The following is a 22,850-nucleotide window of genomic DNA, read 5'->3' as shown; positions in this document are numbered from 1 at the left end:
GCCCTGCGCCTACAACCTGAGACGGATCCACCATCGGCACCTACGGCCGATCCCATGGCGGGTGGGCGCTCCTAGCGTGGAGACATGACCACGCCTGTGTGCCCGCTCGCCTCGAATCCGACGCCGTACCCGTCGTTCTCGGCGTACGTCCGGACCCGCGGCACGGTCCTGATGCGCACTGCGCGCTCCCTCACCGCCAACCCGTGCGATGCGGAGGACCTGCTCCAGACCGCCCTTGCGAAGACGTATGTGGCCTGGGACCGCATCGAGGATCACCGCGCGCTGGACGGCTACGTCCGGCGGACGCTGGTCAACACCCGTACCTCCCAGTGGCGCAAGCGCAAGGTCGACGAGTTCGTATGCGACGAGCTGCCGGAGACCGAGGTGGCTCCGGCCTCCGACCCCGCCGAGGCGCAGGCACTGCGCGACGCGATGTGGCGCGCGGTGACCCGGCTGCCCGACCGTCAGCGTGCCATGGTCGTCCTCCGGTACTACGAGGACCTCAGCGAGGCGCAGACCGCGGAGCTGCTCGGGGTCTCGGTCGGCACGGTCAAGAGCGCGGTCTCCCGCGCCCTGGGCAAGCTCCGCGAGGACCCGGAGCTCATGCCGGTCCGGTGAGACGGCGGATGTTTCACGTGAAACCTGGGGACGTCAGGGGATGTTTCACGTGAAACACGTAGCGGTTTCTACTCCCGGGTAGTGACATGCCGACCGGTACGTGCGCAGAATCGGCAGCATCCGTAGCCGCCGCAGCGCCGCAGCGCTCACCGGGAGGACGCTTTGCTCAGCACCATGCAGGACGTACCGCTCCTCGTCACCCGCATACTCCGACACGGGATGACGATCCACGGGAAGTCCCAGGTCACGACCTGGACCGGGGAGGCTGAGCCGCACCGCCGCAGCTTCGCCGAGATCGGCACCCGCGCCACCCGTCTCGCCGGCGCGCTGCGCGACGAGCTCGGAGTGCAGCAGACCGACCGGGTCGCCACCCTCATGTGGAACAACGCCGAGCATGTCGAGGCGTACTTCGCGATCCCCTCCATGGGCGCGGTCCTGCACACCCTCAACCTGCGGCTCCCTCCTGAGCAGCTGGTCTTCATCGTCAATCACGCTGTCGACCGCGTCGTCCTGGTCAACGGCACCCTGCTGCCCCTGCTCGTGCCGCTGCTGCCGCACCTGCCGACCATCGAGCACGTCGTGGTATCCGGTGCCGGCGACCGTTCCGGGCTCGAGGGGCTCGACGTCCGCGTGCACGACTACGAGGAGCTCCTCGCGGGCCGCTCCGACACCTACGACTGGCCCGAGCTGGACGAGCGCCAGGCCGCCGCCATGTGCTACACCTCCGGCACCACCGGGGACCCCAAGGGCGTCGTGTACTCCCACCGCTCGATCTACCTGCACTCCATGCAGGTCAACATGACCGAGTCGATGGGCCTGACCGACAAGGACACCACCCTCGTCGTCGTCCCCCAGTTCCACGTGAACGCCTGGGGGCTGCCGCACGCCACCTTCATGACCGGTATCAACATGCTGATGCCGGACCGCTTCCTGCAGCCGGCCCCGCTCGCCGAGATGATCGAGCAGGAGAAGCCCTCACACGCGGCAGCCGTCCCCACCATCTGGCAGGGGCTGCTGGCCGAGGTCACCGCCAACCCGCGCGACCTGACCTCGATGAAGCAGGTCACCATCGGCGGCGCGGCCTGTCCGCCCTCCCTCATGGAGGCGTACGACAAGCTCGGCGTCCGCGTCTGCCACGCCTGGGGTATGACCGAGACCTCCCCGCTCGGCACGATGGCGCACCCTCCGGCCGGTCTGAGTGCCGAGGAGGAGTGGCCCTACCGGATCACCCAGGGCCGTTTCCCGGCGGGCGTCGAGGCCCGTCTGGTCGGCCCCGGCGGTGACCTCCTGCCCTGGGACGGGGAGTCGGCCGGCGAGCTGGAGGTACGCGGCAACTGGATCGCGAGCTCCTACTACGGCGGTGCGGCCGGTGAACCCTTCCGGCCCGAGGACAAGTTCAGCGCGGACGGCTGGCTCAAGACCGGCGATGTCGGCGTCATCAGCGCCGACGGCTACCTCACCCTCACCGACCGTGCGAAGGACGTCATCAAGTCCGGCGGTGAATGGATCTCCAGTGTGGAGCTGGAGAACGCGCTGATGGCGCACCCAGAGGTCGCCGAGGCCGCGGTCGTCGCCGTCCCGGACGAGAAGTGGGGAGAGCGCCCGCTGGCCACGGTCGTCCTCAAGGAGGGCGCGGCCGTGGACTACGCGGGTCTGCGCGAGTTCCTCGCCGGGACCATCGCCAAGTGGCAGCTGCCGGAGCGCTGGACGTTCATCGAGGCGGTGCCCAAGACCAGCGTCGGCAAGTTCGACAAGAAGGTGATCCGCAAGCAGTACGCGGACGGCGCACTGGACGTCACCAAGCTCGACTGACGACCGGGGGCTATCCCCGCGTGAGCCACGGCCGCAGCAGCTTGCTGACCGCGGGCATGGCCACGTAGGTCATCAGAGTGCTGAAGACGACGGCGAAGGCGGCCGTGCGCAGTACGAAGTGCAGATCCACCAGGTACGGCCCGAGCACCGCGTTGCCGATCAGCGAGATCGGGAAGATGGCCAGCCCCGAGCTGATCGCCATCTTCCACCGCGGCGGCGCGGGCCGGGTCGTACCCGGCTTGGCGAACCAGGTCTCCATGCCGTGCAGTTCCCGGCGGGCTATCTCCGTGTGGTGGTGGCCGAGGCAGTTGGAGAACCACTGCGCCCGCTCCGGGGAGTCCTGCCAGCGCTCGAACGCGGCCTGATTGCGGAAACGGTGGACCAGGAACCACGGCCCACCCTCCGCCGCGGGACGGAAGAGCCCGTACCCGAGGTGGTCCGGGAAGCCCGCGGCCGTCTCCAGGATCCCGTGGGCCCAGGCCTCGAAGGTCTCCTCGTGCCCGGGCTCCACCTGCCGCGCGATGAGCAGGTTCACCTCCCCGTTGTCGGCGGGGACGGTGTGCTCGCTCGTGTTGGTGATGGCCATCGGCCCAGGATTACTAGTTCGTGCCGATCTTGGCCAGCAGGTCCACGATGCGGCCCTGGACGTCCGCCGTGGTGGCCCGCTCCGCGAGGAAGAGGACGCTCTCGCCGGAGGCGAGCCGCGGCAGTTCGGCAGGGTCGATGCCGGTCGTCGTGTAGACGACCAGAGGGGTGCGGTTCAGCTGCCCGTTGGCGCGCAGCCAGTCCACGATCCCGGCCCGCCGACGGCGTACCTGCATCAGGTCCATGACCACCAGGTTGGGCCGCATCCGCGTCGCCAGCTCCACGGCGTCGGTGTCGGCACCCGCCCGCGCGACCTGCATGCCGCGCCGCTCCAGGGCGGCGGTCAGCGCGGTCGCGATCTCGTCGTGCTCCTCGATCAGCAGCACCCGGGAGGGGTGCTGCTCGCTGTCGCGCGGTGCCAGCGCCTTCAGCAGCACGGCCGGATCGGCGCCGTACGCCGCCTCGCGCGTGGCGTGCCCCAGCCCGGCCGTGACCAGTACGGGGACCTCCGCGGCCACCGCGGCCTGGCGCAGGGACTGCAGGGCGGTGCGGGTGATCGGCCCGGTCAGCGGGTCGACGAACAGCGCGGCGGGGAACGCGGCGATCTGCGCGTCCACCTCCTCGCGGGAGTGCACGATCACCGGCCGGTAGCCACGGTCGCTGAGCGCCTGCTGCGTCTGCACGTCGGGCGCGGGCCACACCAGCAGTCGGCGGGGGTTGTCCAGGGGCTCGGGGGGCAGCTCGTCGTCAACGGGCCGCGGCACGGGCCGGTTGACCACCTCGACGGCGCCGCCCGGGCCGTCCAGCGGCTCGGGACCCTCGTCGGCGCCCGCCTCGGGCGCTCCTATGGCGAAGGCCCGGCCCTGCGGGGCGGGCTCCGAGAGGCGTCGGCGGCGGCCGGACCCGGAGGCCGAACCGGACCCGGCGGCCGGGCCGGAACCGCCCGGGTCCACGGAAATGCCCTGGCCGAGGGTGCCGAGGGCGCGCACGCTGATCGGCTGCGCGGCCTGGGCCTCCGCGGGGGAGTCCTGCGGTCGGCGCGCACCGGGGACCGCGACCTGGCCGGAGGCCTCGTCCTCGGGAGCGGTACGGGCCGAGGGCACCGGCCACGCCGGGGCGCCGGCCAGCGCGCGGCGCCGGCCGGTCGGGTTCTCGGCGGACTCGTCGGGCTGCGCGGCGGGCGCCTCGGGCTCGGCGGGCGAACCCAGCACGCGGCGGCCGCGCCGCCCGGCCTGGGCGTCGGCGTCGGTATCGGCCCCGGCAGGAGCGGGGCCGGCGGCGGGGGTGGCCGGGGTCGGGCCGGCGGGCAACGCGAAGCCGCCCTCGGGGGCGATGGGCCGCGCGGGAGCGGGCGTCGGCCCGAGCCCGGTCGCGGGGACGGGGCCACCGGGCTGCGCCGGACCGGCCGGGCCCAGCGCGCGGCGCCGGCCGGCGGGATGCTCCGTCACCGGAACCGGGGGCACGGCGGGTACGGGCGGCAGTGCGGGCAGGGCGGTGCCCTGCGGGGGCACGGGCCGCCCGGGCCCGCCCTGGCCGGCCTGGACGCCGGAGCCCTCGGCCTCGCCGCTGCCGTCACCGGCCCGGCCGCGCCGACGGCCGGTGCCGAGTCCAGCCGGGTTCACCGGGGACTGCGCGAGCTCGGGGCCCGAGTCGGAAACCTCGCCCACCTCGCCGGCCCGCCGCCGCCCGGACGGCAGCGCCAGCGCGCCACCACCCTGGCCGGCCTGCGCCGCCTGAGCCGCTTCGGGGCCGGTGACCTCGTCGTCCAGGAAGGCATCCACGCCGCGCCGGCCGCGCCGGCCGCCGGAGACCTTGCCGGGAGCGGCGCCGCCGGCGGTCCCCGAGCCGTCCGTGGTCGGACCGGCCGGAGGCTCCTCCACCGGCTCCGGCAGGGTCACCGTCCCGGCACCCGAGCCGAGCGGGAGCTCCAGCACGTACGCCCCGCCGGGCGCGCCCGGAACCTCCACCGTCTGCAGGACGCCGCCGTGCGCAGCCACGATCCCCCGGACGATCGGCTCGTGGACCGGGTTCCCGCCCTCGTACGGGCCGCGCACCTCGATCCGTACGACGTCACCGCGCTGCGCGGCGGCCACCACGATCGTCGAGTCGCTGTACCCGCTGCCCTGACGGGTCTTGCCGGTGGCGTCCACCCCGGCCACGTCCGCGACCAGGTGGGCGAGCGCGGTCGCGATCCGGTCCCCGTCCACCTCGGCCTCGATCGTCGGCGCGTGGACGGCGAACTGCGCGCGGCCCGGGCCGATCAGCTCGACGGCGCCGTCGACGCCCGCCGTGACGACGGTGTTGATCAGGACTTTCTTCTTCGAGAGCCGGTCGCTGCCGGAGTCCAGGCGCTGGTAGCCGAGGACGTTGTCCACCAGGGTGGTCATCCGCGAATACCCGGCGGCCAGGTGGTGCAGCAGCTGGTTGGCCTCGGGCCACAGCTGTCCTGCGTCGTCGGCGGCCAGCGTCGCCAGCTCACCGCGCAGCTCGTCCAGCGGGCCGCGCAGGGATTCGCCGAGGACGGCCATCAGCTGCGCGTGCCGCGCGGCAAGGGTGTCGTAGGGCCGCCGGTCGGTGAAGGTCATGACGGCGCCGACGAGCTGCTCCCCGTCCCGTACGGGCGAGGTGGTCAGGTCGACGGAGACCGGCTGTCCTGCCTTGTTCCACAGCACCTGCCCGCGGACGCGGTGCTTGCGTCCGCTGCGCAGGGTGTCGGCGAGCGGGGACTCCTCGAAGGGGAAGGGGGAGCCGTCGGCGCGGGAGTGCTGGACGAGCCCGTGCAGTTCGCGGTTGCCGAGGTCGGTGGCGCGGTAGCCGAGGATCTGGGCGGCGGCCGGGTTGACCAGCACCACCCGTCCGTCGGTGTCGGTGCCCACGACGCCCTCGGCGGCGGCGCGCAGGATCATCTCGGTCTGCCGCTGCGAGCGCGCCAGCTCGGCCTCGGTGTCCACGGTCTGCGAGAGGTCCCTCACCACGAGCATCAGCAGCTCGTCACCGGTGTACGAGGGTTGCGGCTCGCGGTAGGCGTCGCGCCCGTCGAGATGGGCGCTGGTGACCTCGACGGGGAACTCGGAGCCGTCGGTGCGGCGCGCGATCATCCGTTTGGGCTTCGCACGGCCGCCCTCGTCCTCGCCGGGCCGGCGCATGGAGCCGGGGATCAGCTTGGAGTCGAATTCAGGCAGGAGATCGAGCACGCCGCGGCCGACCAGCCCGGTGCCGGGGCTCTCCATCACCTCGAGGGCGATCGAATTGGCGTTGACGACAGTGCCGTTGGCGTTGACGAGCAACAGCGCGTCCGGAAGAGCGTCGAGTATTGCTGCGAGGCGAGCAGCGCCTCGGGATGGCCTGCTGCTCACGACGAGCTTCCTCCCTGACCACAACTACCGGCAAGTCACGGGAGGAGTCTAAGGCCACAGGCCCGCGGTGGGGTGGCCGATGTGTGGCGGATACCGCACATCCTGCGCATCCTCCCAGGTCAGGAACGCCCACTCGGAAGCAGAGGTTCCAACTCGTCCCAGCGGCTGATTTCGCATCCGTTGGTCCGCCGGAACGTGGCGTCCACCTTGTGGCCGTTCCAGGTACCGGTGATCCGGGCGGTGGCGGGGCCCCCGTGCTGCATGGTGCAGATCTGCCGCTTGGAGACGGGCGCGAAGGGGTCCCTCCCCTCCTCGGCGAACTGGTCCAGCCGGGCGCAGGCGCCCTGAGACTGCGGGTGGTCGCCGCCGACGGGATTGCATTCGAGGCGGTACTCCCGGTCCAACTGACGGTTCCCCGTGTCGGCCATCGCGATGGTGAGGCGGTCGGGTGGCGACAGCAGCCGGCCCAGCGGCAGCGGGGGCAGCGGCCCGGCCGCCGCGGCGGCCAGGGCGGAGGTGACGGCGAAGGCGGCGAGACGCAGCATGGGGCACTCCAGGTCGTCCGTACGTCGTACGCCTGCCCAACGACGCGGGGCCCGCCGACGTTGCGTGCCGCGGCTGCTTTAAGGCTTTGCCCTCCGCCCGTCCTGCCTAGTACCGTGGGAGCGGATTGGTGAGGGGCCCTGCGCCTGTGTCATCATCTGCACGCACCTTCGTACGCGAGGGTGTGCTGGAGGCGTCGCCTAGTCCGGTCTATGGCGCCGCACTGCTAATGCGGTTTGGGGCTTACACCCCATCGAGGGTTCAAATCCCTCCGCCTCCGCACCTCATCGAAGCCCCGGTCCTGACGGACCGGGGCTTCGATGCGTTTCCGGGGCAATCCGGTCGGCCGCGACGTCTGCGCGAGCCCATCCGGATGATCTCCATCCGGCTCGTTTCCGCAGGTCAGCAGCGGTATGGGTAATGGATTTCGCGTCCCGGCGAGGTCCATGTATTGTTGTTCTCGCAAGGCCAACGGGGCGCAAAACCCCGAGAAGCCCAAGCACTCGTAGCTTAACGGATAGAGCATCTGACTACGGATCAGAAGGTTGCAGGTTCGAATCCTGCCGAGTGCACAGCAGGACAGAGGGCCCAGGAGAAATCCTGGGCCCTCTGTCGTATGTCCTGACGACTCCCGTCTCCTCCTTGATGGGGACGGGGTCCCCCGGAGGATGTCAGGGGTGGGATGGCTCTGGCGGGGGACGTGGACGAGGGGTCTGCCTCGGTACGGTTTCTGAAGATCGTTCGAAGCCGGAAAACGGGGGCACTCATGGGACTGTTCGGGAACGCGCACACCGTCGACCCTGTGTCGGCACAGCGGGACTACGCGCGGCTGCTGGGCCAGGGGGAGCAGGTGCATGCGGCCTTCCTGCTGATCCGGGACACGATCCTGTTCACCGACCGGCGGCTGGTGCTCGTCGACAAGCAGGGGCTCACGGGCAAGAAGGTGGAGTACCACTCCATCCCGTACCGGAGCATCACGCACTTCTCCGTCGAGACCGCCGGGCACTTCGATCTCGACGCCGAGCTCAAGATCTGGATATCCGGCAGCTCGGCGCCGGTAGAGAAGACCTTCACCAAGGGCGTCGACATCTACGAGGTGCAGGCGATCCTGACGCAGTTCGTCGCCCGATAGGAGGAGGGGACGGCCGGCCCGTTCCTCAGAGGACGCGGGGGAGGCCGGTCACCGACATCACCAAGGAGTAGAGGGAGGTGGTGGCGGTGATGAAGAGGCGATTGTTCTTGGCGCCGCCGAAGGCGATGTTCGAGACCGGTTCCGGGACGCGGAGGCGGCCGATCAGGGTGCCGTCGGCGGCGTAGCACCGGACGCCGTTCTCCATCGCGGCCGCCCACAGCCGGCCCTCGTCGTCGAAGCGGATGTTGTCGACCCCGGGGCAGGTGGTGAAGACCCGGTCGCCGGTGAGGGTGCCGTCGTCGGTGACCTTGAAGGCGCGGATGTGGCCGGCCCGGGTGTCCGCGGCGTACAGCTCGCTCTCGTCGGGGGAGAAGACGAGGCCGTTGGGGCCGAGGAAGCCGTCGGCGACCAGCCGGACCTCACCGGTCGAGGGGTCGGCGCGGTAGAGGTTGCAGGCGCCGATCTCGCTGGGCGCGCGGTGGCCCTCGTAGTCGTTGGTGATGCCGAAGTCCGGGTCGGAGAACCAGATGGAGCCGTCCGAGCGGACCACAGCGTCGTTCGGGCTGTTGAGCCGCTTGCCGTCGAAGCGGTCGGCGATGACGGTGAGGCTGCCGTCCGGCTCGGTGCGGGTGACGCGCCGGTTGCCCTGCTCACAGGTGATCAGGCGGCCTTCACGGTCCACGGTGTTGCCGTTGGAGTGGCCGGCCGGGGAGCGGAAGACCGAGACCGCGCCGGTCGCCTCGTCCCAGCGCAGCATCCGGTCGTTGGGGATGTCGCTCCACACCAGTTGCCGCCAGGCGGGCAGGTAGAGCGGGCCCTCCGCCCAGCGGCAGTCGTCGTAGAGCCGATCCAGCCGGGCGTCGCCGTTGGCGCAGCGGCCGGTCTGGAAACGCTCGTCCAGAATCTCGTACAAGGTGAGGTCGGCTATGGCAGACATGATTCCCCCTGGAGGAGTATTCCCGAATTTTGTTCGGTCTGATGGTGAGATTGCAGGATCAGGTACCGTCTTCGCAAGGGCCGACAGGCCCAGGAGAGGAAGATTGCGTGGACGACATCGACCGTGCGCTCGTCCTGCGCCTGCAGCAGGACGCCGGCCAGTCGTACGCCGCTCTCGGCACGGCCGTCGGACTCTCGGCGGGGGCGACCCACGAGCGCGTACGCAAACTGCGCGAGCGCGGGGTGATCCGGCGGACCACCGTCGACGTCGACCCGGCCGCCGTGGGCAGCGGGGTCCTGGCCTACGTGATGGTCGACTCCAACGCCTGGATGGGCGAGGCGGGCGCCGACTTCGCCGCGATCCCCGAGATCCAGGAGGCGCACATCATTGCGGGCAGCGCGTCCGTGCTGGTCAAGGTGCGTACGGCCTCGACCGAGCAGCTGCAGGACGTCCTGCGGCGCCTCTACGCGATCAACGGCGTGAGCGGTACGCACGCCACCGTCGTCCTGGACACCTTCTTCGAGAGGCCGCTCCCGCTGTGACCTGGTGGTGCACCGGGATCCGGTGGAAGGACGGCCGCCCCGCCATCGGGTGGTACGGGGAGGGGCGCGGCGAGCGGGCGAGCGAGCTCGCGTACGGGCAGCGGATCGCCTTTGCCGCCCGAGGGGAGCGCCACTGCCTCGGCGTGTGGCGGGCGGGCAAGCGCACGGCCTGCCCCACCGCGGAGACCGTGCCGGGCCGCACCGGGAACGCGCAGTGCCCCGAATGCGCCCGCCTCGACCGGTCGTTCTCCGTGGCGGCCGACACCAATGCCGCCGATCCGCGTACCTACCGGGTCTATCTGGCGTGGTTCGGGCCCGGCATGGTCAAGGTCGGGATCACCGCCGAGGAGCGCGGCCCGGCCCGCCTGCTGGAGCAGGGGGCGGTGGCATGGGCCTGGCTCGGGCGCGGTCCGCTGATGGCCACCCGGCGCACCGAGGAGCTGCTGCGGGCGGCGCTCGGGGTGCCCGACCGGATCGCGTACGCCCGTAAGCGTGCCGTACGGGCCCGGCTGCCGGCCGCGCCCGATCGGGCGCGGGAGGTCGCCGAGCTGCACGCGCGGGCGGCTGCCCTGTCCGGGTGGCCGGATTCGCTGGAGCGGGTGGATTGCGAAGTGACCGACCACGCGGGGGTGTTCGGGCTGGACGAGCTGCTCGGGGCGGACGGGCCCGCGCGGGTGCTCACCGAGATGGTGCCCGGCGGGGCCGTCGTGGGCCGGCTCGTGGGCGCCGCCGGTCCCGATCTGCACCTCGCGGACGGACTCGTGGTGGACACCCGGCTGCTGGCCGGCTGGGAGCTCACCGTCCCGGCGGACGAGGCGGCGACCTCGGTACCGATGGCGCAGCTCCCGTCCGCCGGCGGTGCTCCGGTCGAACAGGACGGCCTGTTCTGACCCTCGTGGCCGCCGCGCGTCCCGCGGCGGGCATGGTCAAAACTTGGATCCCTTTGGCCCTCCGGAGCCGTTTCCGGTGGACATGCCGGGGGCGCTCCGCCGAGGGTGTTCGACATGACCATTCAGCCGGTGGCGGCTTTCGAACCGCCCTATGTCATCGCCGTTTTCAGCAACACCCGCACCGCCGACGACAGCGGATACCCCGAGACGCTCGCGCGGATGAACGAGATCGTCGGGGCGAATCCCGGCTTCCTCGGATACGAGTCCGCGCGTACCCCCGGAGGCCTCGGCATCACCGTCGCCTACTTCCGCGACCACGAGTCCCTCACCGTGTGGCGGGAGGACCTGGAGCACCGGGCGGCCATGAAGCAGGGGCGCGCCGACTGGTACGAGAGCTACACCCTGCACGTCGCGACCGTCGAGCGGAGCCATGGCTTTGTCCGCAACGGCTGAGGCGGTCCGCGCCTTCCGGGAGCGGCTCGGGCTGCCCGGACTGGTCGATGTGCACACGCACTTCATGCCCGGGCGGGTCCTGGACAAGGTGTGGGACTACTTCGACGCGATCGGTCCGATGACCGGCGTCGAGTGGCCCATCACCTACCGGCACGAGGAGGAGCAGCGGGTCGCGCTCCTGCGGGAGTTCGGGGTCCGGGCCTTCACCGCCATGCTCTACCCGCACAAGCCGGCGATGGCCGCCTGGCTCAACTCCTGGTCCGCCGATTTCGCCGCCCGCACCCCCGACTGCCTGCACACCGCGACCTTCTTCCCGGAGGAGGGCGTGGCCCCGTACGTCCGCCACGCCGTCGACTCCGGAGCCCGGATCTTCAAGGCACACCTCCAGGTCGGCGGCTACGACCCGAACGACGACCGGCTCGACCCCGTCTGGGGGCTGCTCGCCGAGGCCGGCATCCCGATCGTGATCCACTGCGGCTCGGGGCCCGTCCCCGGCAAGCACACCGGACCCGAGCCGGTCGGGCGGCTGCTGGCCCGCCATCCGGGGCTGCGGCTGGTCATCGCCCACATGGGCATGCCCGAGTACGCCGACTTCCTCGATCTCGCCGACCGGTACACCGAGGTCCGCCTGGACACCACCATGGCCTTCACCGACTTCGCCGAGCGGATCAGCGGCTTCCCGCCCTCGGACCTCGGACGGCTCGCGGACCTCGGCGACCGGATCCTGCTCGGCACCGACTTCCCGAACATCCCCTACCCCTACGAACACCAGCTCGCCGCCCTCGAACGGCTCGGCCTCGGCGACGACTGGCTGCGGGCGGTCTGCCACGACAACGGCGCACGGCTGTTCCGCCTCGACGGCTGACGCACGCCTGGGCCGCCCTTTTCCTTTCTCAGGAAATTCACAGGTAGGCACAAGAACGCTCTCAGAGGCACCGGACAGCGTGTCCGGTATGACTGCGACGACCACCTCCCATGCGTCCACGTCCATCCATCACCCCGCGGCCCTGGTGCGGCCCGACGGGGGACCCTGCCGGGTGCTCGTCGTCGACGACGAGGCCTCGCTCTCCGAGCTGCTGTCCATGGCCCTGCGTTACGAGGGCTGCGAGGTCCGCAGCGCCGGCGACGGTGCGGGTGCGGTGCGGGCGGCGCGGGAGTTCCGGCCCGACGTGGTCGTCCTCGACATCATGCTTCCCGACATGGACGGCCTGGCCGTCCTCGGGCGCCTGCGCCGGGAGATCCCCCAGGTCCCCGTGCTGTTCCTGACCGCCAAGGACTCGTTGGAGGACCGCATCGCGGGCCTCACCGCCGGCGGCGACGACTACGTCACCAAGCCCTTCAGCCTGGAGGAGGTCGTCGCCCGGCTGCGCGGACTGGTCCGGCGGTCGGGAGCGGCGCAGGCCGCGCGCGGCGGATCGGTGCTGGCCGTCGGTGATCTGCGGCTGGACGAGGACAGCCACGAGGTGGTGCGGGGCGGCCGGGAGATCCACCTGACCGCCACCGAGTTCGAGCTGCTGCGCTACCTGATGCGCAACCCGCGGCGTGTGCTGAGCAAGGCGCAGATCCTGGACCGGGTGTGGTCCTACGACTTCGGCGGCCAGGCCAATGTGGTCGAGCTCTACATCTCCTACCTGCGAAGGAAGCTGGAGAGCGGCCCCGGTTTCCTCCCGATGATCCACACCCGGCGCGGTGCCGGCTACCTGATCAAGCCGGCCGAGCCGGCCGAGTCGGCCGGGTAGTGGCCCTGCGCACGAAGCGGCGGCCGCGCGGCCGCCGGCCCTGGTCGCTGCGCACCCGTCTCGTCGTCTCGGCGGTGGCGCTGATCGCCGTGGTGGGCGCGGCCATCGGGACGGTCACCACCTTCGCCCTGCGCTCGTACCTGGTCACCGAGCTGGACGAGCAGCTGAAGACCTCCGTGACCATGGCCGTCCGGGCACCCGGCGGGAAGCCGGCCCGGGAGAACAGCGCCGGCTTCGTGATGGCTCCCGGCAGCCCGCTGGACGCCGCCGGGATCCGGCTGGACCCCGACGGGAACGTCCTCGGGACCGCCCGCAATGCCCGGGTCGACGGATGGTCGGCCGACCAGGCTCCGCCGCTGACCGAGGCCCAGGGCAAGGCCCTGGCCCGGGCCGCCCGGCAGGCCGCGCAGGGTACGCCCGGACCGGTGGACACGGATCTTCCGGGACTCGGCAGCTACCGGGTGCGGACCGCCCCCGACGGGAGCCTCGCACTCGGCTTCCCGCTGCGCGATGTCGACTCCACCGTGCGCACGTTGATCGGGGTGGAGCTCTGCGTCACCCTGGCCGGGCTGATCGCGGCCTCGCTCGCCGGACAGGCCCTGGTCGGGGTCGCCCTGCGCCCCCTGCGACGGGTGGCCGCCACCGCCACCCGGGTCTCCGAACTTCCTTTGCACAAGGGCGAGCCCGCCCTGCACGAGCGGGTCCCGGACGCCGAGGCCGACCCCCGCACCGAAGTGGGCCAGGTCGGCGCGGCCCTCAACCGGATGCTGGGCCATGTCTCCTCCGCGCTCACCGCCCGCCAGCAGAGCGAGATGCGGGTCCGGCAGTTCGTCGCCGACGCCAGCCACGAGCTGCGCACCCCGCTGGCCTCCATCCGCGGCTACGCCGAACTGACCCGCCGGGGACGGGAGGAGCCCGGCCCCGACACCCGGCACGCCCTGGGGCGGATCGAGTCCGAGGCGACCCGGATGACCGGGCTGGTCGAGGACCTGCTGCTACTGGCCCGGCTCGATGCGGGCCGCCCGCTCTCCACCGCCGACGCCGACACCGACCTGGCCCCGCTCGTCGTCGACGCCGTCAGCGACGCCCGCGCCGCGGGGCCCGAGCACCACTGGCGCCTGAGCCTGCCCGACGAGCCCGCACCGATCAGGGCCGACCCGGCCCGGATCCAGCAGGTCCTGGTCAACCTGCTCGCCAACGCCCGTACGCACACCCCGCCGGGCACCACCATCACCGCCCATGTTTCACGTGAAACATCCGCAGTCCGGCTGCGGATCGAGGACGACGGGCCCGGAATCGCGCCCGACCTGCTCCCCCGCGTCTTCGAGCGCTTCGCCCGCGGTGACGCCTCCCGCTCACGCGCCGCGGGCTCCACCGGACTCGGGCTGGCCATCGTCCAGGCCGTGGTCACCGCGCACGGCGGGCAGGTCGGCGTACGGAGCGAGCCCGGACGGACCTGCTTCGAGGTGTTGCTGCCGCACGCGCAGCCGGGCCGTGCGGACTCACAGGCGGGGCACAGGCTCAGCACACAGCGGTGACAGGGCGCCCGGCGAGTGTCGGACCATGCGAACCGACACCTCTCCCGGGGCCCTTCCGGCACGGGCGCCCCTCGCACCCGTGCCCGGCGAGCCCGTCCTCGACGTGGTGATCCCTGTCTACAACGAGGAGAAGGACCTCGGCCCGTGCGTCCGCAGACTGCACGAGCACCTCAGCCGGACCTTCCCCTACCCCTTCCGGATCACGGTCGCCGACAACGCGAGCACCGACCGCACGCCCGAGGTCGCGCAAGGGCTCGCCGCCGCACTGGACGGCGTACGCAGCACCCGGCTGGAGGAGAAGGGCCGGGGCCGGGCCCTGCGCCAGGTGTGGTCCGGTTCCGACGCCCCCGTCCTCGCCTACATGGACGTGGACCTCTCCACCGACCTCAACGCCCTGCTGCCGCTGGTCGCGCCGCTGATCTCCGGCCACTCCGACCTCGCCATCGGCACCCGCCTGGCCCGGTCCTCGCGGGTGGTGCGCGGAGCGAAGCGGGAGTTCATCTCCCGCGCCTACAACCTCCTCCTGCGTTCCTCCCTCGCCGCCCGCTTCAGCGACGCACAGTGCGGATTCAAGGCGATCCGGCGCGAGGTGGCCGAGCGGCTGCTGCCGCTGGTGGAGGACACGGGCTGGTTCTTCGACACCGAACTGCTCGTGCTCGCCGAACGCGCCGGGCTGCGGATCCACGAGGTTCCGGTGGACTGGGTCGACGATCCCGACTCGACCGTCCACATCGTCCGGACCGCCACCGAGGACCTCAAAGGCGTCTGGCGCGTGGGCCGGGCCCTGGCGGTCGGCGCCCTCCCGCTGGACCGGCTCGCCCGTCCCTTCGGCGACGATCCGCGCGACCGCGCCGCGCTGCCCGGGGTGGAGGGCGGACTGGCCCGCCAGCTCCTGGGCTTCTGCGCCGTCGGCGCGCTGTCCACCGTGCTCTACCTGCTGCTGTACTCCGCCTTCCGCACCGGGACCGGCCCGCAGTTCGCCAACGGCGCCGCGCTGCTGCTCTCCGCGATCGCCAACACCGCCGCCAACCGCCGGCTCACCTTCGGGGTGCGCGGCCGGGACCGGGCCGTACGCCACCAGGCCCAGGGCCTCGTGGTGTTCGGCATCGGGCTGGCCCTCACCAGCGGATCCCTCGCCGCGCTCGGAGCGGCCACCGCCGATCCCGCGCACGGCACCGAACTGGCCGTGCTGATCACCGCAAACCTCGCCGCCACCGTGCTGCGCTTCCTGCTCTTCCGCGCCTGGGTCTTCCCCGAGCGGCGCGACACTCCCGTGAACGTGAAGGACGACATCCGATGACCACGGCAGCACCCTCGCTCTTCCCGGTCCCCGAGGCCCGCGCCGGTACCGGCCGCCGCGCGGTCGACCGTCCCCGGTGGGAACTCCCCTCCCTCGCCGGACTGCTGATCGCCACCGCCGCCCTGCTGCTGTGGGACCTGGGCTCCTCCGGCTACGCCAACTCCTTCTACTCCGCCGCCGTACAGGCGGGCAGCGAGAGCTGGAAGGCCTTCTTCTTCGGCTCCTCCGACGCCGGGAACTCCATCACCGTCGACAAGCCCCCGGCGGCCCTGTGGCCGATGATGCTGTCCGTCCGGCTCTTCGGGCTCGGCGCCTGGCAGATCCTCGCCCCGCAGGCGCTGATGGGCGTGGCGACCACCGGTGTGCTCTACGCCGCGGTGCGCCGCCAGTTCGGTCCCGGGGCCGCTCTGCTGAGCGGCGCCGCCTTCGCACTGACGCCCGTCGCCGCGCTGATGTTCCGCTTCAACAACCCCGACGCGCTCCTGACCCTGCTGCTGACCGTCACCGTGTACTGCGTACTGCGCGCCCTCGACGGGGCCCGCACCAAGTGGCTGGTCTGGGCCGGGGTCGCCGTCGGTTTCGCGTTCCTCACCAAGACCCTGCAGGCCTTCGTCATCCTGCCGCCGCTGGCCCTGCTGTACGCCGTCTGTGCGCCCACCCGGCTGCGCAAGCGGCTCGGCCAGCTGCTGGTGGCGGGCCTTGCGATGGTGGTGGCCGGCGGCTGGTGGGTCGCCATCGTCGAGCTGTGGCCCGCCTCCTCCCGCCCGTACATCGGTGGCTCGCAGAACAACTCCTTCCTGGAGCTGACCCTCGGCTACAACGGCCTCGGCCGGATCAACGGCAACGAGACCGGCAGTGTCGGCGGCGGTGGTCGCGGAGGCGCCGGTGGTGGCGGTGGCGGCGGCTGGGGAGAGACCGGCATCGACCGGCTCTTCTCGGGCAACATCGGGGGGCAGATCGCCTGGCTGCTGCCGGCGGCCCTGGTGCTGCTGGTGGCCGGCCTGGTGGTCACCTGGCGGGCCCGCCGGGCCACCGACTCGCTCGACGGCATGGCCCGGGCCGCCTTCCTGGCCTGGGGCGGCTCGCTGCTGATCACCGCGGTCGTCTTCAGCTACATGCAGGGCATCTTCCACGAGTACTACACGGTGGCGCTCGCGCCGTTCGTGGCCGCGCTGATCGGCATGGGCGTCGCCGTGCTGTGGGAGGAGCGGGGCGGCAGGGCGGCATCGGTCACCCTGTCCGGCACGCTCGCCCTGACGGCGGTCTGGTCGTTCGTGCTGCTCGGCCGGGCCACCGGCTACCTGCCGTGGCTGCGCTGGGCGGTCCTGGTGGGCGGGCTGCTCGCAGCGCTCGCGCTGCCGTTCGCCGCGCGGGGCGGGCGCCGGATGCTGCAGGCCGCGGCGGGGCTGGGCCTCGCGGCGGCGCTGGCCGGGCCGTTGGCGTACTGCCTGACCACGGTGAGCACCGGGCACACCGGCTCGATCGTGACGGCCGGCCCGGCGGTGGCGGGCGGCCGGGGCGGACCCGGCGGGATGATGGGCGGCCCCGGTGGACCCGGCGGTGCGGGCGGTCCCGGCGAGATGCTCCAGGGCGGCCAGGGCGGCCAGGGCGGCCAGGGCGGTCCGGGTGGTCAGCGGAACGGTGGCCGGCCGGGCGCCGGTCAGCAGGGCGGCATCCCACCGCAGGGCGCAGGGCAGGGCCAGGGCGGGACGCCGCAGGGCCAAGGCCAGGGCCAGGGCCAGGGTCAAGGCGGGACGGGTGGACGCGGCGGCGAGCGGTTCGGCGGCGGCCAGGGCGGTCCGGGCGGCCTGCTCAACGGCGCCCGGGTGAGCGCGGAGGCCAAGAAGGCCCTCACCACCGACGCCGGCTCCTACACCTGGGCGGCGGCAGCCATCGGCGCCCAGAACGCGGCGAGCTACCAGCTGGCCTCCGGTGCGCCCGTCATGCCGATCGGTGGCTTCAACGGCAGTGACCCCTCGCCGACCCTGGAGCAGTTCCAGAAGTACGTGCGGGAGGGGAAGATCCACTGGTTCATCGGCCAGGGCACGAGCACCGATGCAGCCGGCACCCCCGAGGGCGGCATGGGCGGTGGCGGCCAGGGCGGCGGTCGCGGCGGCCCGGGCGGGGGAACGAGCTCGGACATCGAGACCTGGATCAAGGCCACCTTCAAGGCGTCCACGGTCGGCGGAGCGACCTTCTACGACCTGACGGCCCCGACGAGCTGATCCGGCCCCACCGCACCCGAACCCGCTCCCTGATCCGGCCCGATCGGCAGGACACCCCCTAGCATCAAGAGGGCGGACCGGGCATTCCGGACTGATCCACCTGTCGTGAGGAGGGTGCCTGCATGGTGACCGCGGCCGATCCCGGCGAGACCCGGACCAGCGTGTGGCTGACCGCCAGGCCCGCCGCCCCCGCCAGACGTCGCAGCGAGGCACCCTCCGGGCTGGACCGGGAACGGATCACCGCCGCCACCGTGAGGCTGCTCGACGCCGTAGGGCTGGCCCGGTTCTCGATGCGGCGGCTGGCCGCCGGGCTCGGGGTGACCGCGATGTCCCTGTACTGGTACGTGGACACCAAGCAGGATCTGCTCGAACTCGCCCTCGACAGCGCCCTGGGCGAGCTCCGGCTGCCGGCCGCGGCGACGGAGGGCGCACCCGGGGGTGCCGTGGAGGGTGACGAGGCGGGCTGGCCGGGCCGGTTGCAGACGCTGGCCCGTGGCTACCGGCGGGTGCTGACGGACCACCCGTGGGTGGCTCCGCTCACCGCCGCGTACCCGAACATCGGCCCGCACGCGCGGGCCTTCGACGCCGCCCTCCAGCGGCTGCTGGACGCCACCGGCCTGGTGGACGCCGCACGGACCGGCGCCCACCTGGCCCTCTCGCAGTTCCTGCACGGCTGCGGCGGGACGGTCCGGCGGGCGCCGGAGGGCGACTTCTGCCTCGCGCTCGACGTCCTGATCGCGGGCATCGAGGCCAAGGCACCGGCCGGCCGGGCTCCCGCTAGGCCTTGATGACGGCCTCGGCGGGGGCCGGCTCGGGCGAAGCCGCCGCCGGGGCGTGGGCCGCCGGCTTCGACTGCAGGGCGACCTCCTTGATGAACACCACCAGGACCAGTCCGAGCAGCGCGAACGGGGCGGCGTAGAGGAAGACGTCGCCGACGCCGTGCCCGTACGCGGACTCGATGACCTCGCGGATCGGCGCGGGCAGCTTGTCGAGGTCGGGGATCCCGCCCCCGGCGGTGCCGCCGTGGCCGAGGGCCGCGGCCTTCGGGCCGAGCGCGGCGAGGCCTTCCTGGACGTAGTGCGTGACCCGGTTCGCCATGACCGCGCCCAGCGCGGAGACGCCCATGGCGCCGCCGAGGGAACGGAAGAAGGTGACGACCGAGCTGGCCGCGCCCAGGTCCTCGGGGGCCACCTGGTTCTGGGTGGCGAGGACCAGGTTCTGCATCATCATGCCGAGACCGAGGCCGGTCACCGCCATGTAGACCGCGATGTGCCAGTACGGGGTGTCGTACCGCAGGGTGCCGAGCAGACCCAGGCCGGCCGTCAGCAGCACGCCGCCGGAGACGAGCCAGGCCTTCCACCTACCGGTCTTGGTGATCACCTGACCGGAAAGGGTGGAGGAGACGAAGAGGCCGGCGATCATCGGAATCGTGAGGATTCCGGACATCGTCGGGGACTCGCCGCGGGCCAACTGGAAGAACTGGCTGAAAAACACGGTGCCCGAGAACATCGCGATGCCCACGAACAGGGAGGCCGCGGAGGCCAGGGTGATGGTCTTGTTGCGGAACAGCCGCAGCGGGATGATCGGGTCGCTCGCGCGGGATTCGACGAGGACGAAGAGCAGGCCGAGCGCGAGCGCGCCGCCCGTCATCGCCCAGGTCTGCCAGGAGATCCACTCGTAGGAGTCGCCGGCCTGCGTGACCCAGATCAGCAGCAGCGAGACCGCGCCGCTGATCAGGAAGGCGCCCAGCCAGTCGACCTTGACGTCGCGGCGCACGACCGGGAGGTGCAGGGTGCGCTGGAGCACGATCAGCGCGATGACCGCGAACGGTACGCCGACGTAGAAGCACCAGCGCCAGCCCAGCCACTCGGTGTCGGTGATGACACCGCCCAGCAGCGGGCCGCCGACGGTGGCGACGGCGAAGACCGCGCCGAGGTAGCCGCTGTACCGGCCGCGCTCGCGCGGGGAGATCATGGCCGCCATCACGATCTGCGCCAGGGCGGAAAGGCCGCCGACGCCGATGCCCTGGACCACACGGCAGGCGATCAGCGTGCCGGTGTTCTGGGACATGCCGGCGACGACGGAGCCGAGGACGTAGATCACCAGGGATATCTGGACCAGCAGCTTCTTGCTGAAGAGGTCGGACAGCTTGCCCCACAGCGGGGTCGCCGCCGTCATCGACAGCAGGGCGGCGGTGACCACCCAGGTGTACGAGGACTGGGTGCCGCCGAGGTCGCTGATGATCTGGGGGAGGGCGTTGGAGACGATCGTGGACGACAGGATCGCCACGAACATGCCGAGCATCAGCCCGGACAGCGCCTTCATGATCTGGGGGTGGGTCATGGTCACCTGTGTGGCCATGGACGTGGGCGGGTGGTTGTCGGTCGTCGTCTCCGACTGGGCCATGTCTTTCCTTCGTCTAGAAGCTCGATCGGAGTCGGGCCAGCAGGGTGTTCAGTACGTCGATGTCCTGGGGCGACCAGTCGCGGAGGGCTCTTTCCAGCGAGGCCGTGTACCGGGCGCCGAGCTCGCCGAGGAGCGCCCGTCCGGTCGGGGTGATCCGCAGGATCCGGCAGCGTCCGTCGCCCGGGTCGGTCTCGCGCTCGATCCAGCCGCGGTCGGCGATGTGCGTGACGTGCCGGCTGGTCACGGAGATGTCGACCGCCATGAACTCGGCCAGCCGGCTCAGCCGCATCTCCCCGTGCCGGTCGAGCACGGTGAGGACGGCGGCGGCGCCGGGCGGGCAGTCCGGGGGCAGGCTGCGGGCGAGCTCGCGCTTGACCGCGCCGATGCCGGTGAGCTGGCGGGCCAGCTCCGCGTAGGGAGTGGCTCGGGTGGTGGGAGTGGCCGAGTCGGCCGGAGTGCACTGAGTCGTCGGCGCGGTCGGCGCGGTCTGCACGGTCACCGGGTCCCCCATCTCGTTGCTTGAGGCAACCTTAGAAGCGGATGGTTGCTACAGGCAAATGAATCTGGGGGGTGGGGCGGTAAAGGAATCGGAAAACCGGCTAGGGTCCTGCTCCATGGCTGACAACCACAACTCACAGGTCCCCGAGGGCAACTACGACCCCGCGGGCAGCACGCAGATGTTCCGGGCCTTCGTCGAGGAGGCCGCGCCGGCCCGCCAGGCGGGTCCGGGAGCCCGTCAGCAGCGCCGCGCGGAGCAGGGACGGTCCGGGTCGAGCCCGGCCGTGATCGCGGGGCTGGTCCTCGCGCTCGTCCTCGTCATCGGCGTGGCCGCCTGGATGCTGATCTGACAGGGCCCGGACGCAGGCCCGTGCGGAGCCCCGCACGGAGGCCTGGGCGGAGCCCCGCGCGGAGCCTCGCACGCGGGCCCGGACAGGGGGCCGGCCGGGGCTCCGGCGGTTCCTGCGCGCCGCCCGGACTCCTCAGCTCCAGGTGGCAGTGACCTTCCGGGTGTCCACGTGCATGCCCAGCGGTACCCGCCAGGACTCCACGCACACCGTGTAGGTCTGCGTCCTTGAGGCCCCGCCCGCCAGAGGCGCCGGCAGGGGCTGGGTCGTGGTGATCGTGGCCCAGTCGACGCCGAGCGCGCCGATGATGTGCGTGGCGAAGCTGGCCGTGCCCGAACGAGCCGCAGTGGTGCCGGTGTTGGTGAAGGTCACGGTGACCCGCTCGCACCAGCGGTCGGCCGCGGCCGCCCTGACCGGTGTGGACAGCGTCAGGCGCGCCGGCGTGGACGCGGGCGGAGCCGGCGGGGTCGTGCCGGGCCCGCCCGGACCGGTGGGCGGGCTCGTCGGCGTGCCCGGTGAGCCCGGAGCGGTGGGCCCGGTCGGCGTGTCCGGTGTGCCGGGGGCCGGTGGGGTCCGGCCCGGCCCTGCCGGGGTTCCGGGGGTACCTGCGGAGCCGCCGGGGCCGGTGGTGGTGGCTCCGCCCGGGGTGGAGCCGCCAGGGGTCCCGGATCCCGCGGGACCGGTCGTCGTAGGGGCGGTCTCGGAGGACGCGGTGGATCCGCCCGCCGCGTCAGAGCCGCCGAGCTGCTGGAACTCCACCGGAGCCCGCGGCGCCACGTTCTCCCCCGCGCCCCGTTCGGGGCCCGGGGCCGCGGCGCCCACGGCGACGTAGCCGTCCCGTGCCGGGCCGCCGCAGCCGGTGAGGCCGGCGGCGGCCGTGCAGCACAGGGCGAGCAGGGTGGTGGCGACGGCCGCTCGCGATCCCTTTCGCATCCCGCCAGTTTTCCTGACGGATCGTCAATTGGGAAGCGAGAGGCGCCTGATCACTCCCCGATGAGGCCCACGCGCAGTTGCGCGAGGGTGCGGGTCAGCAGCCGGGAGACGTGCATCTGGGAGATGCCGACCTCCTCGCCGATCTGCGACTGCGTCATGTTCGCGAAGAACCGCAGCATGATGATCTGCCGTTCCCTGGGCGGGAGTTTGGCGAGCAGCGGCTTCAGGGACTCGCGGTACTCGACGCCCTCGAGCGCGGTGTCCTCGTACCCGAGGCGGTCCGCGAGCGAGCCCTCTCCGCCCTCGTCCTCGGGGGAGGGCGAGTCGAGCGAGGAGGCCGTGTACGCGTTGCCGACGGCGAGGCCGTCGACGACGTCCTCCTCCGAGACCCCGAGTACGGCGGCCAGCTCCGGGACGGTCGGCGAGCGGTCCAGCTTCTGGGCGAGCTCGTCACTGGCCTTGGTCAGCGCCAGGCGCAGTTCCTGGAGCCGGCGCGGGACGCGGACGGACCAGGAGGTGTCCCTAAAGAATCGTTTGATCTCGCCCACGACGGTCGGCATCGCGAACGTCGGGAACTCGACGCCGCGTTCGCAGTCGAAGCGGTCGATCGCCTTGATCAGGCCGATGGTGCCGACCTGGACGATGTCCTCCATCGGCTCGTTGCGGCTGCGGAACCGAGCGGCCGCGTAGCGCACGAGAGGCAGGTTCAGCTCGATCAGGGTGTCGCGTACGTACGCCCGTTCGGGGCTGTCCGCATCCAGGGCGGCAAGTCGCTGGAAGAGGGAGCGGGAGAGGGTGCGTGTGTCGATGGCTTCCGAGCGGTCGGACGCTACAGGTGCTGTCGGCGCTGGCGCGCTCTTGACGAGCGTGAGCACCTTGGAGCTGCCCTGGTCTACGGACATGCCACCCCCTTGAGGTCGCGGACGGTCGCGTACGGCGCGTCCGTCGGAGGAACGCAGCCTCCACCTGAATACCGGAGGCGGGGCTGCGGCAAAC

The 22,850-nt window shown here is 72.1% G+C and carries 21 protein-coding genes and 2 tRNA genes; 15 read left to right on the top strand and 8 right to left on the bottom strand.

Annotated elements, in window-relative coordinates; genetic code table 11:
* Nucleotides 1-84 precede the first annotated feature (84 nt).
* Nucleotides 85-618, top strand: coding sequence for a SigE family RNA polymerase sigma factor (locus tag OG753_RS21285; protein ID WP_405789650.1), 534 nt, complete (start codon nucleotides 85-87; stop codon nucleotides 616-618).
* A gap of 162 nt (nucleotides 619-780) precedes the next feature.
* Nucleotides 781-2,430 carry a long-chain fatty acid--CoA ligase gene (locus OG753_RS21280; RefSeq protein WP_405789649.1) on the top strand — a complete coding sequence of 550 codons (1,650 nt, stop codon included), beginning with the start codon at nucleotides 781-783 and terminating at the stop codon, nucleotides 2,428-2,430.
* A gap of 10 nt (nucleotides 2,431-2,440) precedes the next feature.
* Here OG753_RS21280 and OG753_RS21275 read toward each other — a convergent pair whose 3' ends face one another.
* The 3 genes from OG753_RS21275 to OG753_RS21265 all read right to left on the bottom strand — a co-directional run bounded on the left by OG753_RS21275 (nucleotide 2,441) and on the right by OG753_RS21265 (nucleotide 6,916).
* The gene (locus tag OG753_RS21275; protein WP_327263289.1) at nucleotides 2,441-3,016 is read right to left on the bottom strand and encodes an antibiotic biosynthesis monooxygenase; all 576 of its coding nucleotides are present in this window, start codon (nucleotides 3,014-3,016) and stop codon (nucleotides 2,441-2,443) included.
* Nucleotides 3,017-3,029: 13 nt separating this feature from the next.
* Nucleotides 3,030-6,371 (bottom strand): PAS domain-containing protein, encoded by a 3,342-nt coding sequence (locus OG753_RS21270; protein WP_405789647.1) that lies wholly within the window; start codon nucleotides 6,369-6,371, stop codon nucleotides 3,030-3,032.
* A gap of 119 nt (nucleotides 6,372-6,490) precedes the next feature.
* Complete coding sequence (locus OG753_RS21265) at nucleotides 6,491-6,916, bottom strand: SSI family serine proteinase inhibitor (RefSeq protein WP_327263287.1); 426 nt, start codon at nucleotides 6,914-6,916, stop codon at nucleotides 6,491-6,493.
* 187 nt (nucleotides 6,917-7,103) lie between these two features.
* Here OG753_RS21265 and OG753_RS21260 point away from each other — a divergent pair.
* The 3 genes from OG753_RS21260 (at nucleotide 7,104) to OG753_RS21250 (ending at nucleotide 8,046) form a co-directional block, all read left to right on the top strand.
* Nucleotides 7,104-7,194 (top strand) — tRNA-Ser (locus OG753_RS21260).
* 219 nt (nucleotides 7,195-7,413) lie between these two features.
* A tRNA-Arg gene (locus OG753_RS21255) sits at nucleotides 7,414-7,486 on the top strand.
* Between the two features lie 194 nt (nucleotides 7,487-7,680).
* Nucleotides 7,681-8,046 carry a PH domain-containing protein gene (locus OG753_RS21250; RefSeq protein ID WP_327263286.1) on the top strand — a complete coding sequence of 122 codons (366 nt, stop codon included), beginning with the start codon at nucleotides 7,681-7,683 and terminating at the stop codon, nucleotides 8,044-8,046.
* A 25-nt stretch (nucleotides 8,047-8,071) separates the two neighbouring features.
* Here the strand turns inward: OG753_RS21250 and OG753_RS21245 are convergent, their stop codons facing one another.
* Nucleotides 8,072-8,983, bottom strand: a complete 912-nt coding sequence (locus OG753_RS21245) for an SMP-30/gluconolactonase/LRE family protein (protein ID WP_405789644.1) — start codon at nucleotides 8,981-8,983, stop codon at nucleotides 8,072-8,074.
* Nucleotides 8,984-9,090: 107 nt separating this feature from the next.
* On the opposite strand from OG753_RS21245, the gene OG753_RS21240 reads away from it, so the two are divergent.
* The 9 genes from OG753_RS21240 (at nucleotide 9,091) to OG753_RS21200 (ending at nucleotide 18,458) form a co-directional block, all read left to right on the top strand.
* Entirely contained in the window at nucleotides 9,091-9,525 is a 435-nt protein-coding gene (locus OG753_RS21240) for an Lrp/AsnC family transcriptional regulator (RefSeq protein ID WP_405789642.1), read from the top strand.
* Entirely contained in the window at nucleotides 9,522-10,415 is an 894-nt protein-coding gene (locus tag OG753_RS21235) for a DUF2797 domain-containing protein (RefSeq protein WP_327263284.1), read from the top strand. Before OG753_RS21240 ends, OG753_RS21235 begins: the two co-directional genes overlap by 4 nt.
* 114 nt (nucleotides 10,416-10,529) lie before the next feature.
* Nucleotides 10,530-10,868 (top strand): antibiotic biosynthesis monooxygenase, encoded by a 339-nt coding sequence (locus OG753_RS21230; protein WP_327263283.1) that lies wholly within the window; start codon nucleotides 10,530-10,532, stop codon nucleotides 10,866-10,868.
* Nucleotides 10,846-11,733, top strand: coding sequence for an amidohydrolase family protein (locus OG753_RS21225; RefSeq protein WP_405789640.1), 888 nt, complete (start codon nucleotides 10,846-10,848; stop codon nucleotides 11,731-11,733). The genes OG753_RS21230 and OG753_RS21225 overlap by 23 nt, the downstream gene beginning before the upstream one ends.
* 88 nt (nucleotides 11,734-11,821) lie before the next feature.
* A complete protein-coding gene (locus OG753_RS21220) occupies nucleotides 11,822-12,607 on the top strand; it encodes a response regulator transcription factor (protein ID WP_327263281.1) in 786 nt (261 codons plus the stop codon).
* A gap of 5 nt (nucleotides 12,608-12,612) precedes the next feature.
* Complete coding sequence (locus OG753_RS21215) at nucleotides 12,613-14,145, top strand: sensor histidine kinase (protein ID WP_405792750.1); 1,533 nt, start codon at nucleotides 12,613-12,615, stop codon at nucleotides 14,143-14,145.
* A 25-nt stretch (nucleotides 14,146-14,170) separates the two neighbouring features.
* Nucleotides 14,171-15,445, top strand: coding sequence for a bifunctional glycosyltransferase family 2/GtrA family protein (locus OG753_RS21210; protein WP_327263279.1), 1,275 nt, complete (start codon nucleotides 14,171-14,173; stop codon nucleotides 15,443-15,445).
* A complete protein-coding gene (locus OG753_RS21205; RefSeq protein ID WP_405789639.1) occupies nucleotides 15,442-17,670 on the top strand; it encodes an ArnT family glycosyltransferase in 2,229 nt (742 codons plus the stop codon). The genes OG753_RS21210 and OG753_RS21205 overlap by 4 nt, the downstream gene beginning before the upstream one ends.
* 122 nt (nucleotides 17,671-17,792) lie before the next feature.
* Nucleotides 17,793-18,458: a TetR/AcrR family transcriptional regulator gene (locus OG753_RS21200; protein ID WP_405789637.1), complete on the top strand. Its 666-nt coding sequence runs from the start codon at nucleotides 17,793-17,795 to the stop codon at nucleotides 18,456-18,458.
* Here the strand turns inward: OG753_RS21200 and OG753_RS21195 are convergent.
* Nucleotides 18,448-20,031 carry an MDR family MFS transporter gene (locus OG753_RS21195; protein WP_405792748.1) on the bottom strand — a complete coding sequence of 528 codons (1,584 nt, stop codon included), beginning with the start codon at nucleotides 20,029-20,031 and terminating at the stop codon, nucleotides 18,448-18,450. The two genes, OG753_RS21200 and OG753_RS21195, sit on opposite strands and share 11 nt — an antisense overlap.
* Before the next feature lie 58 nt (nucleotides 20,032-20,089).
* Complete coding sequence (locus OG753_RS21190) at nucleotides 20,090-20,482, bottom strand: MarR family winged helix-turn-helix transcriptional regulator (RefSeq protein WP_327266851.1); 393 nt, start codon at nucleotides 20,480-20,482, stop codon at nucleotides 20,090-20,092.
* Between the two features lie 208 nt (nucleotides 20,483-20,690).
* On the opposite strand from OG753_RS21190, the gene OG753_RS21185 reads away from it, so the two are divergent.
* Entirely contained in the window at nucleotides 20,691-20,924 is a 234-nt protein-coding gene (locus OG753_RS21185; RefSeq protein ID WP_327263276.1) for a hypothetical protein, read from the top strand.
* 132 nt (nucleotides 20,925-21,056) lie between these two features.
* Here OG753_RS21185 and OG753_RS21180 read toward each other — a convergent pair whose 3' ends face one another.
* Nucleotides 21,057-21,854 carry a hypothetical protein gene (locus tag OG753_RS21180; protein WP_405789635.1) on the bottom strand — a complete coding sequence of 266 codons (798 nt, stop codon included), beginning with the start codon at nucleotides 21,852-21,854 and terminating at the stop codon, nucleotides 21,057-21,059.
* A gap of 50 nt (nucleotides 21,855-21,904) precedes the next feature.
* A complete protein-coding gene (locus tag OG753_RS21175; RefSeq protein WP_030768885.1) occupies nucleotides 21,905-22,756 on the bottom strand; it encodes an RNA polymerase sigma factor SigF in 852 nt (283 codons plus the stop codon).
* Between the last annotated feature and the right edge of the window lie 94 nt (nucleotides 22,757-22,850).

It is taken from the genome of Streptomyces sp. NBC_00029 (assembly GCF_045160505.1).
Taxonomy (GTDB): Bacteria; Actinomycetota; Actinomycetes; order Streptomycetales; family Streptomycetaceae; genus Streptomyces.
Note: the sequence above shows the minus strand (reverse complement) of the source record. Positions and strands in the feature narration are given on the sequence as shown.